This window comes from Flavobacterium sp. RHBU_3 (assembly GCF_046613565.1).
Taxonomy (GTDB): domain Bacteria; phylum Bacteroidota; class Bacteroidia; order Flavobacteriales; family Flavobacteriaceae; genus Flavobacterium.
Genome location: NZ_JBKJHC010000003.1, coordinates 50,854 through 67,257, shown reverse-complemented (window position 1 = coordinate 67,257; position 16,404 = coordinate 50,854). Strand labels below are relative to the sequence as shown.

Below are 16,404 nucleotides of genomic sequence, written 5' to 3'. Positions count from 1 at the left end.
CGATTGAAAATCTGCTAAAATGATAATATAACCCAAAATTAAATGCATAAATTATATTATATTATTAATTTTACCATTCAAATACTGAAAAATGTCAAGTAAATTGAAAAGAATAGGTGTACTTACTTCAGGTGGTGATTCACCGGGTATGAATGCCGCTATACGTGCCGTAGTTCGCACATGTGCTTACCACAATATCGAATGTACGGGTATTTACAGGGGATATCAGGGTATGATAGAGGGAGATTTCAAAGAAATGGGCCCACGTACTGTAAATAATATTATTAACAAGGGAGGTACTATTCTTAAATCTGCCCGTTCAAAAGAGTTTATGACTCCTGAAGGCCGTAAAAAGGCTTATGATAATCTGGTAAAACAAGGTATAGATGCCTTTGTGGTAATAGGGGGTAACGGTAGCTTTACCGGAGGACTTATATTTAATGCCGAATACAACTTTCCTGTAATAGGAATACCGGGAACCATAGACAACGATATTTACGGCACCAGTTTTACACTGGGGTATGATACTGCTTTAAATACAGTTGTAGAGGTTATCGATAAAATACGTGATACTGCAAGCTCGCACAACAGGCTTTTCTTTGTAGAAGTTATGGGTAGGGATGCAGGTCACATAGCTCTAAATGCCGGTATTGGTGCAGGTGCTGAAGAAATCCTTATCCCGGAGGAGGATATGGGTCTGGACAGGCTTGTAGAATCGCTTAAGCGTAGTAAAGCTTCGGGTAAATCATCTAGCATTGTTGTTATTGCTGAAGGTGAAAAAACCGGAAAAAGCGCTTTTGAGCTTAAAGAATACTTTGATGAAAACATGCCGGAATATGACGTGCGTGTGTCTATCCTTGGCCACATGCAGCGTGGTGGTGCTCCTTCATGCTTTGACAGGGTGCTTGCCAGCAGGCTGGGTGTAAAAGCGGTTGAAGTGCTGCTTGAAGGAAAATCTAACTACATGGTGGGTGTTAGCAAAGATGAAATAGTACTTACTCCACTGGAACTTGCTGTTAAAGGTAAGTCGCAGATAGATAAAGAACTTATCAAAGTATCTGATATCGTATCTATTTAATTTCAGTAAATAAATAAACAAAAAAACAATTTAGAAGAAATGGCAACAGTTAAATTAGGGATAAACGGTTTCGGTAGGATTGGCCGTATCGTTTTCCGCGAAACATTCAACAGGGATAATGTTGAAGTTGTAGCTATTAACGACCTGCTTGATGTAGATCATTTGGCTTATCTATTAAAATATGATTCAGTTCACGGCCGTTTTCAAGGTGAGGTTGAGGTTAAAGACAACCAACTTTATGTAAACGGAAAACACATAAGGGTTACTGCCGAGAAAGACCCTAAAAACCTTAAGTGGGATGAAGTAGGTGTAGATGTTGTAGCTGAGTCTACAGGTATCTTTACTACTATCGAAACTGCTTCACAGCACATTACAGGTGGTGCTAAGAAAGTTATCATTTCTGCTCCGTCTGCAGATGCTCCTATGTTTGTTATGGGTGTTAACCACGAAACAGCTACTGCTGCTGATATCGTTGTGTCTAACGCTTCATGTACTACAAACTGTCTTGCTCCGCTTGCTAAAGTTATCAATGACAACTTTGGTATCGTAGAAGGTCTTATGACTACAGTACACGCTACTACTTCTACTCAAATGACTGCCGATGGTCCTTCAAGGAAAGACTGGAGAGGTGGCCGTGCAGCAAGCGTAAATATTATTCCTTCATCTACAGGTGCTGCTAAAGCTGTAGGTAAAGTAATCCCTGCGCTAAACGGTAAACTTACAGGTATGTCATTCCGTGTACCTACGGTAGACGTTTCTGTAGTAGACCTTACTGTAAAAGTGGCTAAAGAAACTTCTTACGAAGAAATCATGGCTGTACTTAAAGCTGCTTCTGAAAACGAACTAAAAGGCATCCTTGGCTTTACTGAAGATGACGTAGTATCTCAGGATTTCGTTTCAGATAAGCGTACAAGCATCATCGATGCTAAAGCCGGTATCGGTCTTAACTCTACATTCTTTAAGCTTGTGTCTTGGTATGACAATGAGTATGGCTATTCAAGCAAACTTATTGACCTTGCTGCTCACATAGCATCTTTGTAATTATAGTATAACATGTCCTGCATTACCTGTTAATGCGGGACATTGTCTTTTTTAAGCAGTAAGTAACCCATACTGTAACTTTTTAGTAACCCAAATTTTACTCTTACCTAACCCAAACTTGTAACAACTATGAAACTACTGGTAGACAGTGGTGCCACAAAAGCCGACTGGATAGCCCTTGACGACGAGGGAAACAGGCTTTTTACCACCCAAACCCTTGGGCTAAGCCCTGAGGTTATCAATAAGGAAGAGGCCCTGGAAAGGCTAGAAGCCCGTTTTGATATTTATAATAACCGCAAGGATGTATCAAACCTGTTTTTTTACGGTGCAGGCTGTGGTACAGACAGGATGAAAACGTACATGAGTAACGTTTTTAAAGAGTTTTTTCCAAATGCTGATGTGGTAGTTAAAGAAGATACTTATGCTGCGGCGTATGCTACTAACCCTTCTAATGAAAAAGCTATCATCTGTATATTAGGTACAGGATCTAACTGTAGCTATTTTGACGGAGAGCAACTAATACAAAAAGTACAGTCACTGGGCTATATAGCTATGGACGACTGTAGCGGAAACCGTTTCGGACGCGATCTTATCCGTGCTTACTATTTTAATAAAATGCCTAAGCACCTGTCTGATAAATTTGCGGCAGAATATAACCTGGACCCAGATGTAATAAAGCATAACCTGTACAAGGAGCCAAACCCAAATGCTTATCTTGCTACATTTGCTAAATTCCTTATCCAGAATAAAGAAGAGGCATTCATCAAAAAGATCATTACCGATGCTATGCAGGTATTTGTAGAAAACTACATACTACAGTTTGATGATGCGCGCGAAATTCCGGTACACTTTGTAGGTTCTATTGCATTCTACTTGAAAGCAGAACTTGATGAGGTACTTAGCGCTAACGGCCTTAAATTAGGTAATGTATTAAGAAGGCCTATTGATGGCCTGATAGAATATCACGAGCTTAACTAATTACGAAACATATTCATGGAAATCGCTATTATAGCCCACGACGGTATGAAAGACCGTATGGTAACTTTTCTTACCGCCCATAAAGACATTTTAATGAAAGAAGATGTAAAACTTATTGCTACCGGTACTACCGGGGGCAGGGCTGAAGAAGCCGGTTTTACGGTTCGTAGAATGCTTTCGGGACCGCTGGGTGGCGATGCGCAAATTGCAGGGCGAGTAGCAGAAGGAAAAACCGCACTGGTACTTTTCTTTAAAGACCCGCTGAGCAGCCATGCCCATGATGCAGATATTAATATGCTGATAAGGGTTTGCGACGTGCACAATGTGCCTATTGCTACAAACCCGTCTTCGGCTGAGTTGTTTATGAAGGCTTTATCAGTTTAAATAAACAAACAACAAATAAAAAAGGATAGTTAATTATGTTTAACTATCCTTTTTTTTACGGTGATATAGGTTTATACCACTGCTATCATAGATATTTCTACATTAACATCTTTTGGTAGTCTTGCTACCTGTACGGTTTCGCGTGCAGGAGCAGTTTCTTCGTTTATGTAGCTTCCGTATACGGTGTTTATTTTGCCAAAATCATCCATATTACTGATAAAGATAGTGGTCTTTACTACGTTTTCAAATGTGGCGCCTGCGGCTTCTAAAACTACTTTAAGGTTTTCCATTACCTGTTTTGTTTCGGCCTCAATGCTTTCGGTAACAAGTTCGCCTGTTGTGGTAAGCGGTATTTGTCCTGATGTGTAAATGGTGTTGCCTATTTGTGTAGCCTGGCTATATGGGCCTATAGGTGCTGGTGCCTTGTCTGTAAAAATAATTTTTTTCATAGTTATTGATGTTTAAAAAAAGCCTTCAACATCTGGTGTAAAAGGCTTGTTATTATACTGTTGTTATAAACTCCTGTCCGGTACCTGGCGCTTATCCCACTTAATATCGCTTAGTACAGACGACTTAATACCTATAAAGAAGCTCCAGTACTTGTTAGTACCCATAGGAACCCAGTTAAAGTCCATACGCCAGCTTAGCAGGTCGCGCTCAAAGCGCAGCTGGGTAAAGGTAACCCCTTTCTGTACAAAGTCGTAACCCGATGAAAAGCCCATTTTCCAGCGTGGGGTTAAATCCACGTTACCAGACATCATTAGTGAGCTGCTGGCTATCTTACTTTCCCGGTTGTTATTGGTGTATGTAAGCGAGTAAGCCAGTTTTAAATCCCAGGGGAGTTCGGCATTGTAAAACTTGCTGCCGGTTTTTTTCTTTTCCTTACCGTCATCTTCTTCTTCGTTGTCAAAGAGGCTTTTCCGTTGGTCGGCCATGTCAGTTGCTGTACCAAAAAGGTCATCGGTACGGCCACCGTTACGGGCGGTTTGGTTGTCTTTGTTCTTGTCGTTGCTATCTCCTTTGCTTGAAAAAGAGTAGTTCAGCGTTAGGTTAGCGCTGGTAAGCCTAAACAGGCTTCCGCCGTTGTCTATATTGTATGTGTCAATACGGTTACCTGCATTATCCAGTGCGTATGGATCTAATGAAGTACCGAAGTTAATGTTCATTTTGTTTTTAAATACTGTAGTACCACCCGTAATGCGTAGTGGAGACCAAGCAAGCGAGTCGGCAGCCATGTTGTAGCTGGTGCTTAGGTTTAGGTTATTTAACAGCATTATTTTTTTAGGTTCGGTGGCTTTTTCATCGTCATCGCGTACCTTGGCTTCAAAAGTGTTGTTCAGCGCCATACCTACGTTGTTGCTCATGCTTTTTCCGGGAGTACCGTACAGCCCACCTTCAAAGCGGGTATAATCAGCATATTTCGTTCCTGAAGCATCTACCTGGTAGGTGTCATAATACTGGTCAAAACTCGGGGTGTAGCTGTAAGAAACTGACGGACGCATTACGTGGCGGATGGCCTGGATTTTTTTATCCTCGCCAAAGTTGAAAGTACCATATACCGTAGTACCTATACTCGATGAAAAGTTATAGGTTCTAAAGGCATCAAAACCTTTTTCATCGGTAGTAACTACTGTGTTTGTGGTAGAATTATATTCTTTACTTATAGTGTTAAAAACCCAGTTTTCCTGATAATTTGTACTTGCCGAAACACTGAAAAATTTAAATACCTTAAAATTTGTGCTTAGCGGAATAGTATGTTGCAAACCTGTTTTAGCATCGCGGAACATTTGCGGCTTAAAGAATAGCGAATCGTAAGTGCTTATCCTGTTTTCACCGCGCAGGTTATATTGCAGGTTCATATTTTTGATAAGCCCTTTTTTAGGTTGATCTGCCCTTGCAAAAGGGTAAATACGGTCTACACTGGCCTGTAGGGTAGGCAGGGTCATGTTTATAGCCTGTGTATTGGTGTTCTGGCTGTGTGTGGCGCTAAGCGACATATTTACCTGCGGCACCGTTTGGAACGTCTTAGAGTACGATATAGACGATTGTAGGGTATTGTTTAGGCTGGCACCAATGTTAGCGGTATTAAGTGACTGCCTGAAATACTTGCTGGAACCCATGTTTACACTTGCCGAGAAACGTGAGTTAGGGTTTGATTTACTATCCTGGTTGTGAGACCACTGTATGTTGTAGTTTCGTGCCCTGGTATAATCAGGGAAACCACGCTCACTGCTTATAAGGTTTTCAAAACGTATGTTTACGTTACCGCTATATTTGTACCGTTTAGAGTAGCTGCTTTGTGTCCGTAAACCGTAACTGCCGTTAGTATAATAGTCTCCAGTAACAGCCAAATCGTAATAATCGCCTAAGGCAAAATAGTATCCACCGTTTTGCAGATAATACCCGCGGGTATTACTGTCTCCGTAAGAAGGTACTATAAAGCCCGATTCTGCGGTTTGGCTCATGGGGAAAAATGCAAACGGAAGCCCCAATGGGGTAGGTACGTCGGCAATCCACATATTGGTAGGGCCTACAACCACTTTTTCGCCGGGTACAAATTTTATTTTATTGGTGCGGAAAAAATATTCCGGATGGTCTATGTTAGTAGACGTGGTAAAGTTTGCTCCACGCATAAAATAAACCGAGTCGTTTTCTTTTTTTGTAATCTCTGCCTTAATACGGAATTCACCCTGGTCGCTGCGGGAGTTCCATACACGGGCTTTTTTTGTTACCGTATTAAAGTGTATTGAGTCGGCTTCAATAACGTTAGAGCCTTGTTTAAAGTAAGGATATTGGCTGTAAGCGCCGGTACTGTCCTTCATACGCCCGGCAAAAACTTCGTTTTTATCATACTTCATTAAAATAACACCGGCCTTAAGCTCCATGTCATTCATTTGTATGTAGGCGTTATTGTATAAGGTAAGCTCTTTCTTACGTTGGTCAAGCTTTTCGTAATCGTCTGCTGAGCGTTTTACAATGGCATCAAGACCCTTTTTTTGTTTCTTAACTGTATCGGCAACAGCTACTTTAGTAGTGTCGGGTGTCTTGGTAGCTTCTTTTTCTTTAGCGGCTTCTTTCTTAGCAGATGCTGGCTGTTCCACGGTTCGTTTTACGCCGCGTTGAATCTTTCTTCCTTCCTGAGCGTGCAGTTTACCAAGCCCCACTGTTAGGAAAATTGCTGATAAAACGATATTAAATAAGTTTGTGCGCAATGGTTTTAATACTAATTTTGTAACAGTATGGCTCATTTTTTGGTGTGTCAAACATACGATATTTTTGGCAAACTCACCACTAAATATAACTATGTCATTAGCAGTAAAATAACCAAAACGCAATGAAAAGGAACACGGAATTAAAACAGGCTTTTTGGCTTTTTATTATATCATGTACGGTAACATTTGCACAAAGCGGTGCAAAATTCAGGGTAGTAATAGACCCCGGACACGGCGGTAAAGACTTTGGCGCAGTGTACAATGGCTTTGTTGAAAAGAACATTGCCCTTAATATTGCTCTTAGAGCGGGTAAGCTGCTTGAGGCAGACTCATTTATAGATGTAACCTTTACAAGGAGTGCCGATGAATTTGTAACCCAGGCCGACAGGGCTGCTGTGGCTAACCGTTCTTCGGCTGATATTTTCATTTCAATACATTGTAATGCCGAAGCTAAAAAGCAGGCATTTGGTGCAGAAACCTATGTATTAGGAACTACAAAGAATCTTAACAGTGCTGAGATAGCTAAAAAGGAAAATGCCGTAATTACCCTTGAAAAAGATTTTAAGGATAAGTACGACGGTTATAATCCTGCTGCCCCTGAGGTAATAAACGGCTCTCTTGCACAGCAGGAAGCAGTACTTTCTAAAAGCCTTGACTTAGCCAGTAAACTACAGGAAGGGTTTACTAATATTAAAAGAAAAAACAGGGGTGTTAAACAGGCTCCGTTATGGATACTCAATAAAGTGGCCATGCCTGCCGTTTTTATAGAAATAGGTTTCCTTTCGTCTCAGGACGAAGGGGTGTACATAAACTCTGATGCGGGGCAGGACGAATTAGCAAGAGCGATTGCCAAGGCTGTTACAGAGTACAAAAAAGAATATTTTAATGGTAGTAGCCAGCCGGTAGCTAATACTAAGCCCGGAATTGTAGCCCCTGAACCTGCCAGGCCTAATCGTGTAGAAACACCTGTACCTACCGCTGTAGCCGGAAATGTTATGTTTAAGGTGCAAATAGCTTCAGGCGGCCGTGATCTGGAACTTACTCCGGCTAATTTTAAGGGGCTTGATAAAATATCTAAAGATGGTGCTACACCGTCTATAAAGTACTATTATGGAGCTACATCGCAATATGACGAGGCCAAGTCTCTAATGGAGGAAGCAAAGGCTAAGGGGTATACCGGCGCTTTTGTAGTAGCGTTTAGAGACGGGAAAAAAATTAGTATACAGGAAGCAATTAATAAATAGGAATTTTTTAAATCACTTTATCTGGACTTTAATATGGGAAAACTAATTAATCGGGGTTTTATAGCGGTACTGTTGTTTACGGGTATGGCTGTTTTTGCCCAGGATTTTAAAATAGTGCTCGATGCAGGCCATGGAGGTCATGATACCGGAACTAACCATAATGGGCACATGGAAAAAGAAATTGTGCTTAAAACAGTGCTTAAAATTGGTAAGATTTTAGAGCGCGAACCGGGGTTTGATGTGATTTATACCCGTAAAACCGACGTTTTTGTAGAGCTACGGGAAAGGGCTAATATAGCCAACAAAGAAAATGCCGACCTTTTTGTATCTATACACTGTAACGGGGTTAATGCGGCTTCGGCTTATGGTACCGAAACTTTTGTAATGGGGCTTTACCGTGCCGGTATGAACCTGGAGGTGGCTAAAAAAGAGAACAGTGTTATCTATCAGGAAAAAGATTACCAGAAAAAATATAAGGGCTTTGATCCTAATAGTGCAGATACATATATAGGATTATCTGTGCAGCAGGATGAAAACCTTAACCAAAGTGTGGTTCTTGCCACAAAAATACGTGACGGTTTCAGGGGGCTTAAAAAGAATGACAGGGGTATTAAGCAAATACCACTGTGGGTGCTTGATGCCACTACTATGCCGGGTGTACTGGTAGAGCTTGGCTTTGTGTCGCACAAAACCGAGGGAGCTTACCTGGATAGCGAGGCCGGGCAGGATGAGCTGGCACAAACCATAGCCGACGCCATTATTGATTATAAAAATCTTGTAAGAGGTAAAAGCGTAAGCAGCAGGGAGTACGAAAAAAAGCGCGTAGAAAAAGATGATGTAAAAACGGTTGAAGTAAAAACCGAAAAGACTGCTGAAAAATCAGCTGAGTCTGTTGCAACTATAGCTGGAGTTGTATTTAAGGTACAAATTTCAGCCAGTAACCGTAATCTTGATACCAAACCGGCAAACTTTAAAGGTTTAAAAAATATATCTAAAGAAAAGGAAGGGAAGCTTATACGTTATTTTTATGGCGAAACTTCTGATTACGATGAATCAAAAGAGCTTTTGGCTCAGGCCAAAAAGAAAGGGTATGACTCGGCATACATAGTACCCTTTAAAAACGGTGAAATTATAAGTATGGGTGAGGCATTAAAGAATTTGTAGCTTTTACAAAAGCTTTAAAATAATATTCACACTTACATAATTTTATTTGTCCTACATTTGTTAAAAAATATTACGTTTTGAAAGTTACAAGAGAAGTTAAAACCGCAATCTTAGTATTAGGCTCTATATTAATATTTATATGGGGATATAGTTATTTAAGAGGGAAAGACCTATTTAATTCATATAAAACATTTTATGTGGTATATGATAACGTAGAAGGGCTGCCGCCGTCGGCTCCGGTAACACTAAATGGTGTTACTGTAGGTAAGGTAAACGATATACAGTTTAAAGATGCAGTAAAAGGCCTTGTACAGGTAGAACTGCTTATAAAAACTGATTTCCCTATTTCTAAAACAAGCGTTGCTACGCTTTATGAGCCGGGTTTAGGGCTTTCGGGTAAACAGATAGCTATAGTGCCTGATATGAAAAACGCTACACTTGCTGAGGATGGCGATTTTCTTTCGCCAAATCTTGCTCCTGGTATGTTTGCCCAGGTAGGAGATAAGCTTGGTCCACTTCAAACCAAGGTAGAGTCTACAGTAACCAGTGCCGATAGCCTTTTGCAGCGTTTTAATAGTATACTGGATGTACAAACCCAGCAAAACCTTCGTATAGCTATTGCCGAACTGAGTAGTACTATGAAAGAGTTTAACCATGCAGCACATACCCTTGATGGTATGCTTGCAGGGAACAAGAACCATATAGACGCTACGCTTACTAACCTGGATAAAACAAGTACTAATCTTGTAAAGATTTCTGATTCTATAAATCAGGCTAACCTGGGTGAAGCCGTAAAAAAGCTTGAGAAATCACTGGCTAACGTAGACAACATTTTAAGTGATGTTGAGGCAGGTAAAGGTACGCTAGGTAAACTAATGAAGGATGAGGCTATGTATAATAACCTTAATGGGGCGTCTAAAGAACTGAAAGAATTACTTGCAGATGTGAAGGAAAACCCTAAGCGTTACATCCACTTATCTGTTTTTGGAAGAAAAGCCACTCCTTACAAAGCACCTGCCGAGGAAGAAGAAAAGGCAAAAAATGAAGAAGTGAAAAAATAATCACACTTTTTTTTATATTTGTTGAAATAATTGCCTTTATATATGGCCTATATCGATAATGTAATTTTTGTACTGCTGCTTATTGCAGGTTTTGGTTTCTTTGCTAACAATGTAAAAAAATTAATACGAAACATTAAGCTGGGGCGTAGCATAAACAGGTCAGACAATCCGTCTGCACGCTGGAACAACATGGCCATGATAGCTCTTGGTCAAAGTAAAATGGTGCGCCGCCCGGTGGCAGGTTTTTTGCACATTATTGTCTATGTAGGCTTTGTGCTTATAAATATAGAACTCCTTGAAATTATCATAGACGGTATATTTGGTACGCACAGGCTTTTCGGCTTTATGGGCGGTTTTTATAACTTCCTTATAGGCTCATTTGAAATATTAGCACTAGGTGTTATATTGTCTGTAACTGTTTTTTGGTTTAGGAGAAACGTTATTAAACTATGGCGTTTTGCCCATGGCGACCTTAAAGGCTGGCCAAAAAACGATGCTAATTATATCCTTTATTTCGAAACCGTATTAATGCTGCTGTTCCTTACAATGAACGCGGCAGACCATTACCTGCAGGGTGTAGGCTTTAGCCATTACCACACTGCCGGTTCATTCCCTGTATCTGGTTTTATATCTCCATTATTTAATGGTATAAATCCTGAGGCGGTTGAAATCGTAGAGCGTGTGTGCTGGTGGCTTCACATTACCGGTATTCTGGTATTTATGAACTATCTGTACTATTCTAAGCATCTTCATATACTGCTTGCATTCCCTAATACATATTACGCTAAACTGGAGCCTAAAGGCAAGTTTGACAACCTTGACTCGGTTACCGCCGAAGTGAAGCTGATGATGGACCCTAATGCCGACCCATTTGCTGCCGCACCTCCTGCTGCTGAAGGTGAAGCCCCGGCCAAATTTGGCGCAAGCGATGTTCAGGATTTAAACTGGGTTCAGTTGCTTAATGCCTATACATGTACTGAGTGTGGAAGATGTACGTCATCTTGCCCTGCAAACCTTACCGGCAAGAAGCTTTCGCCAAGGAATATTATGATGAAAACCCGCGACAGGATAGAAGAAGTGGGTAAAAATATTGACGCTAACAACGGCACATTTGTTGATGATGGTAAGTCGTTACTGAATGACTATATTACGCCGGAAGAGCTTTGGGCATGTACTACCTGTAACGGCTGTGTAGAGGCCTGCCCGGTAAATATAGACCCGTTGTCTATTATTATGGACATGAGGCGTTATCTTGTTATGGAACAAAGCGCGGCCCCTACCGAGCTTAACGGCATGATGAGTAACGTAGAAAATAACGGTGCACCATGGCAATACAGCCAGATGGACCGCTTAAACTGGAAAGAAGAGTTGTAATTTTGTATAAACGGTATTTAGATTAATTATGAAAGCTGAAGACATTGACAAGAACCTGCAGCAGCTTACCGAAAATGGTGAGCATGTAAGCCCTATACTCCCTGAGGGCATAAAAAATTATCTTATTGATATAGACGGAACAATTTGTGACGATATACCGAATGAAGAGCCGGAAAGGATGGTTACAGCTGCCGTATACCCTGATGCACTGGAAACCCTGAACCGCTGGTATGACGAAGGGCATATTATATTCTTTTTTACTTCTCGTACAGAGGCGCACCGTCAGGTTACCGAAGAGTGGCTTAACAAGCATGGCTTTAAGTACCATGGTATGCTTATGGGCAAACCTCGCGGTGGTAACTACCACTGGATAGACAACCACTTGGTTAAAGCCACACGTTATAGGGGTAAATTTACCGAACTGATAGAAAAAGAGGTTACCATCCAGGTTTTTGATGATGGTAAACACGACCAAGAATAATACTTATGAGCGAAAGCATTAATGTACCTACAATGGCCGATATGATGGCCGCCGGACAGCAACCTGAAGTTTTGTTTTGGGTGGGCTGCTCGGGCAGTTTTGACGATAGGGCAAAAAAGATTACCAAGGCATTTGTTAAGCTGCTTAACAATGCCGGTGTTTCATTTGCCGTGCTGGGAACAGAAGAAAGTTGTACCGGTGATCCTGCAAAAAGGGCCGGTAATGAGTTTTTGTTTCAGATGCAGGCCATGATGAACATTGAAGTGCTTAATGCTTATGATGTAAAAAAGATAGTTACGGCTTGTCCGCACTGCTTTAACACGCTTAAAAACGAATACCCCGGGTTGGGTGGTACTTATGAAGTGGTGCACCATACCGAGTTCCTTAAGTCTTTGCTTGACGATGGCAGGCTTAGTATAGAAGGCGGGCAGTTTAAGGGTAAGAAGATTACCTTTCATGACCCGTGCTACCTGGGCCGTGCCAACAACATTTATGAGGCTCCGCGCGACCTTATAGAAAAGCTTGACGCAGAGCTTGTAGAAATGAAACGCAGCCGCCTTAACGGGCTTTGCTGTGGAGCCGGTGGTGCCCAGATGTTTAAGGAACCCGAAAAAGGGAATAAGGATGTAAACGTAGAGCGCACAGAAGATGCGCTGGAAACACAGCCTGAAATTATTGCCGCCGGATGCCCGTTTTGTAATACCATGCTTACGGATGGCGTTAAGGCTAAAAACCGCGAGCACGATGTACAGGTAATGGATGTGGCTGAACTGATAGCCAATGCAAAAGATTTATAAAATTTAGGAGAAACGATTATGTACGTTCCGTTTGAAACCCTTCCCGAAGAGGCAAGGATATGGATATACCAGAGCAACAGGAAATTCAGCGACGAGGAAGTTGCCGAAATTGATGTTGCTGTAAAAGCTTTTGTTGAAGAGTGGGCTGCCCATGGCACCGGCCTTGAGGCTTCTTACACTATAAAATACAACAGGTTTATTATCCTGGCGGTAAACCAGGAAGGCCAGCATGCTACAGGCTGCAGTATAGATGCATCAGTACATTTTATACAACAGCTGGAGCAAAAATACAGCGTAGAGCTGCTGGATAAAATGAATGTAACCTTTAAGCAGGGTGAGTTCATTACCCATAAGCCGCTTATTGAGTTTAAAAAAATGGCTAAGGATAAGTCGGTTTCGGCTAATACCATTGTGTTTAATAACTTAGTGAATACGGTGGGTGAGTGGCAGGATTACTGGGAAGTACCCGCTGCTGAAAGCTGGCACAGCCGCTTTTTTTAATATTAAATAAATAAACAAATACTGATAGGCAAATCATCATTATACTATATAATGGTGATTTGCTGTTTAAGTATATAGACATACACAACAATTAATGAAAAGGTTTTTTATCTTATTTTTTTTACTGACGCTTCAGGTTGCTTTTTCGCAGCATAAGCCGCTTAGTTACAAGTCGGAAGCCGAACGCAAGTGGTCTGATAGTGTATACAGCAGTATGACGTTTGAAGAACGGGTAGGGCAGTTGTTTATGGTGGCTGCCTATTCTAATAAAGATTCGGCGCACGTAAAAGGCATTGACAAGCTGATTAAAGATTATAAGATAGGCGGACTTATCTTTTTTCAGGGTGGGCCATACCGTCAGGCTAAGCTTACAAACCGTTATCAAAAAGAAAGCAAGCTGCCACTGTACATTGGCATAGATGCTGAATGGGGTCTTAGTATGAGGCTTGATTCTACGTATCGTTTTCCGTGGAATATGACCCTTGGCGCTGTGCAGGATAATGAGCTGTTGTACAAAATGGGACACCAAATGGCGCAGCAATGCCGAAGGTTGGGCATACATTTTAACTTTGCCCCGGTAGTGGATATCAACACAAATCCTTCTAATCCTATTATTGGTAACCGTTCGTTTGGAGAAGATAAATATAATGTAACCAATAAGGGTTCGGCATTAATGAAAGGTATACAGGAAGGTGGTATTTATGCTACAGGCAAACACTTTCCGGGACATGGTGACACTGCTACCGACTCTCATTATGGCTTGCCACAGGTTAATTTTGATGAGCGGCGTATAGAAGATACCGAATTGTATCCGTATAGGAGGCTGTTCGGCGAAGGCCTTGCCAGTATCATGGTAGCACACCTTAATGTACCCGCGCTGGAACCTACACCCGGGTTACCTACCTCATTATCGTATAATACAATAACCCGTCTTGTTCAGGGTAAAATGGGTTTTGAAGGATTGGTGTTTACCGATGCGTTAAACATGAAAGGTGCCAGTGGCTATATGCAGCCGGGTGATATTGATGTGGAAGCATTCCTTGCAGGTAATGATGTATTACTATTCGCCGAAAATGTGCCGGTGGCAGTTGAAAAATTCAGGCAGGCGTATACTGATAGTGTACTATCTGATGAACGACTTGAATACTCGGTTAAAAAGATACTAGCTTTTAAATATCGTATTGGGTTACATAAAACCCCGGTTATAGACGTAAAGAATATTTTTGCCGACCTGAATGCCCACCAGTATGACGACCTTAATTTCAGGTTGTATGAAGATGCAGTAACAGTACTGAAGGATGAAGAAAATGTTCTTCCGGTTGCCGCGTTGGAAAATGAGAATGTAGCTTATGTGAAACTGGGCGATGATGATGGAAGTAATTTTGTGGATAACCTTAAGAAATACACCACCGTTACCGAGGTGAAGAACGATACGCTGCCTAACCTGATGAATGCGTTAAATCCGTATACAACAGTAGTTGTAGGTTATCATAAGGCAGACGGCGCCTGGAAAAAACACGATTTTTCTACCAAGGAACTACAATGGCTGGATACCATTGCTAAAAACAAAAGAGTAATACTTACCGTTTTTGCAAAGCCTTATGTGCTTAACAATATTAAGAGTTTTAATAACATAAAAGGCGTAGTGCTTGCGTACCAGAACAACAGCTTTGCGCAAACTGTGGCTGCAGAAGTCATTTTTGGGGCTATAGGCAGTAAAGGTAAAATTCCGGTGAGTGCAGGCGGCTTTGTTGTTAATTCGGGTATTTCCACGAAACCACTGGGCAGGCTTGGTTTTACAACGCCTGAGAATGTGGGTATGGATTCGAAGAAGCTGGAACAGATAGATGCCCTAGCCCAAAAAGCGATAAACCAGCAGATGACGCCCGGCTGCCAAGTGCTTGTGGCACGACATGGCAAGGTAATCTACCAAAAATCTTTTGGTTACCATACGTATGATAAGGTTACCCCGGTTAAGAATACCGATATTTACGATGTAGCATCACTTTCAAAGATACTGGGTACTTTACCAAATGTAATGCAACAATACGATAAGGGGCATCTTAAGCTTGAGGATAAACTTGGACATATATTACCGTATTTCCGTAAAACGGATAAAGCCAATATTACCGTAAAGGACATGTTATTGCACCAGTCGCGTTTTCAGACGTGGCAACCTTTTTATAAGGAAACACTCGACTCGGTAAACCATCCTGACACGTTGTATTACCGCAAAGTCTATTCTGAGCAGTTTCCGGTTCAGGTGGCTGAAAATCTGTACCTGAGGGCAGATTATCCTAAGCTTATTATTGAAAAGATAGCCAATAGCAGGCTGCTTACCAAAAAAGAGTATAAGTACAGTGATTTCAATTTTATATTGCTAAAAGAATATCTGGAAAGCAAGACGGGTACTACACTTGATGTGCTTGCGGATACTAACTTCTTTAAGCCACTGGGGGCTACAACAACAACTTACAATCCTCTTAAAAAGTTTGATAAAGGCATATTGCCACCTACCGAGGTTGACGCTTATTTCCGTTACCAGACCGTTCAGGGGTATGTGCACGATATGGCTGCAGCCATGATGGGTGGTGTAGCCGGGCATGCGGGCGTATTTAGCAGCAGCCTGGATGTAGCTAAAATTATGCAGATGTACTTGCAAAAAGGGTATTATGGTGGTAAACACTATTTTTCTGCTAAGACCTTTGATGCGTTTAATACCTGTTATGCATGCGTAGAGGGTAACCGTCGCGGACTTGGTTTTGATAAGCCACAATTACCCGGTGCTCAGGGTCCTACCTGTGGTTGTGTGTCTATGAGCAGTTTCGGGCATACAGGCTTTACAGGGACTATGGCCTGGGCCGATCCGGCTAATGATGTTGTATATGTTTTCTTAAGTAACCGTACGTACCCGGATGCTGCCGACAACAAACTTTCTAAAGGCAATATTAGGGAAGACATACAAAAGGTGATACAGGAAGCGATCTTGGACAAGTAAAATTTCAGATTTCAGAGTGTAGATTTAAGATTTAATTCCACTCAGATTCATTAAGTAATAAAACAGCCGCATTAGAAACTTCTAATGCGGC

At 41.4% G+C, this 16,404-nt stretch carries 14 protein-coding genes; 12 read left to right on the top strand and 2 right to left on the bottom strand.

Annotated features, from left to right (window positions below; translation table 11 throughout):
- Positions 1-91 precede the first annotated feature (91 nt).
- The 4 genes from pfkA (at position 92) to ACLI1A_RS04585 (ending at position 3,481) form a co-directional block, all read left to right on the top strand.
- Complete coding sequence (pfkA, locus tag ACLI1A_RS04600; protein WP_411406575.1) at positions 92-1,078, top strand: 6-phosphofructokinase; 987 nt, start codon at positions 92-94, stop codon at positions 1,076-1,078.
- A gap of 39 nt (positions 1,079-1,117) precedes the next feature.
- On the top strand, positions 1,118-2,119 hold the full coding sequence (gene gap / locus ACLI1A_RS04595) for a type I glyceraldehyde-3-phosphate dehydrogenase (protein ID WP_411406573.1): 1,002 nt from the start codon (positions 1,118-1,120) through the stop codon (positions 2,117-2,119).
- A 129-nt stretch (positions 2,120-2,248) separates the two neighbouring features.
- Entirely contained in the window at positions 2,249-3,097 is an 849-nt protein-coding gene (locus ACLI1A_RS04590; RefSeq protein WP_411406571.1) for an N-acetylglucosamine kinase, read from the top strand.
- Positions 3,098-3,112: 15 nt separating this feature from the next.
- Positions 3,113-3,481: a methylglyoxal synthase gene (locus ACLI1A_RS04585; RefSeq protein WP_411406569.1), complete on the top strand. Its 369-nt coding sequence runs from the start codon at positions 3,113-3,115 to the stop codon at positions 3,479-3,481.
- A 71-nt stretch (positions 3,482-3,552) separates the two neighbouring features.
- On the opposite strand, the gene ACLI1A_RS04580 is transcribed toward ACLI1A_RS04585, so the two are convergent.
- Together ACLI1A_RS04580 and ACLI1A_RS04575 are read right to left on the bottom strand one after the other, a co-directional pair.
- On the bottom strand, positions 3,553-3,930 hold the full coding sequence (locus ACLI1A_RS04580) for a RidA family protein (RefSeq protein WP_411406567.1): 378 nt from the start codon (positions 3,928-3,930) through the stop codon (positions 3,553-3,555).
- A 63-nt stretch (positions 3,931-3,993) separates the two neighbouring features.
- Positions 3,994-6,693 (bottom strand): putative LPS assembly protein LptD, encoded by a 2,700-nt coding sequence (locus ACLI1A_RS04575; protein WP_411406565.1) that lies wholly within the window; start codon positions 6,691-6,693, stop codon positions 3,994-3,996.
- Positions 6,694-6,815: 122 nt separating this feature from the next.
- On the opposite strand from ACLI1A_RS04575, the gene ACLI1A_RS04570 reads away from it, so the two are divergent.
- The 8 genes from ACLI1A_RS04570 to ACLI1A_RS04535 all read left to right on the top strand — a co-directional run bounded on the left by ACLI1A_RS04570 (position 6,816) and on the right by ACLI1A_RS04535 (position 16,313).
- Entirely contained in the window at positions 6,816-7,937 is a 1,122-nt protein-coding gene (locus ACLI1A_RS04570; RefSeq protein ID WP_411406563.1) for an N-acetylmuramoyl-L-alanine amidase family protein, read from the top strand.
- Between the two features lie 33 nt (positions 7,938-7,970).
- The gene (locus ACLI1A_RS04565) at positions 7,971-9,101 is read left to right on the top strand and encodes an N-acetylmuramoyl-L-alanine amidase family protein (protein WP_411406561.1); all 1,131 of its coding nucleotides are present in this window, start codon (positions 7,971-7,973) and stop codon (positions 9,099-9,101) included.
- 77 nt (positions 9,102-9,178) lie between these two features.
- The gene (locus ACLI1A_RS04560; protein ID WP_411406559.1) at positions 9,179-10,162 is read left to right on the top strand and encodes an MlaD family protein; all 984 of its coding nucleotides are present in this window, start codon (positions 9,179-9,181) and stop codon (positions 10,160-10,162) included.
- 42 nt (positions 10,163-10,204) lie between these two features.
- Positions 10,205-11,536: a 4Fe-4S dicluster domain-containing protein gene (locus ACLI1A_RS04555; RefSeq protein ID WP_411406557.1), complete on the top strand. Its 1,332-nt coding sequence runs from the start codon at positions 10,205-10,207 to the stop codon at positions 11,534-11,536.
- 28 nt (positions 11,537-11,564) lie between these two features.
- Positions 11,565-12,017 (top strand): phosphoheptose isomerase, encoded by a 453-nt coding sequence (locus ACLI1A_RS04550; protein WP_411406555.1) that lies wholly within the window; start codon positions 11,565-11,567, stop codon positions 12,015-12,017.
- A gap of 5 nt (positions 12,018-12,022) precedes the next feature.
- Positions 12,023-12,814, top strand: coding sequence for a (Fe-S)-binding protein (locus tag ACLI1A_RS04545; protein WP_411406553.1), 792 nt, complete (start codon positions 12,023-12,025; stop codon positions 12,812-12,814).
- An 18-nt stretch (positions 12,815-12,832) separates the two neighbouring features.
- Positions 12,833-13,315 carry an ABC transporter ATPase gene (locus tag ACLI1A_RS04540; protein WP_411406551.1) on the top strand — a complete coding sequence of 161 codons (483 nt, stop codon included), beginning with the start codon at positions 12,833-12,835 and terminating at the stop codon, positions 13,313-13,315.
- 94 nt (positions 13,316-13,409) lie between these two features.
- Positions 13,410-16,313: a glycoside hydrolase family 3 N-terminal domain-containing protein gene (locus ACLI1A_RS04535; RefSeq protein ID WP_411406549.1), complete on the top strand. Its 2,904-nt coding sequence runs from the start codon at positions 13,410-13,412 to the stop codon at positions 16,311-16,313.
- Positions 16,314-16,404 lie beyond the last annotated feature (91 nt).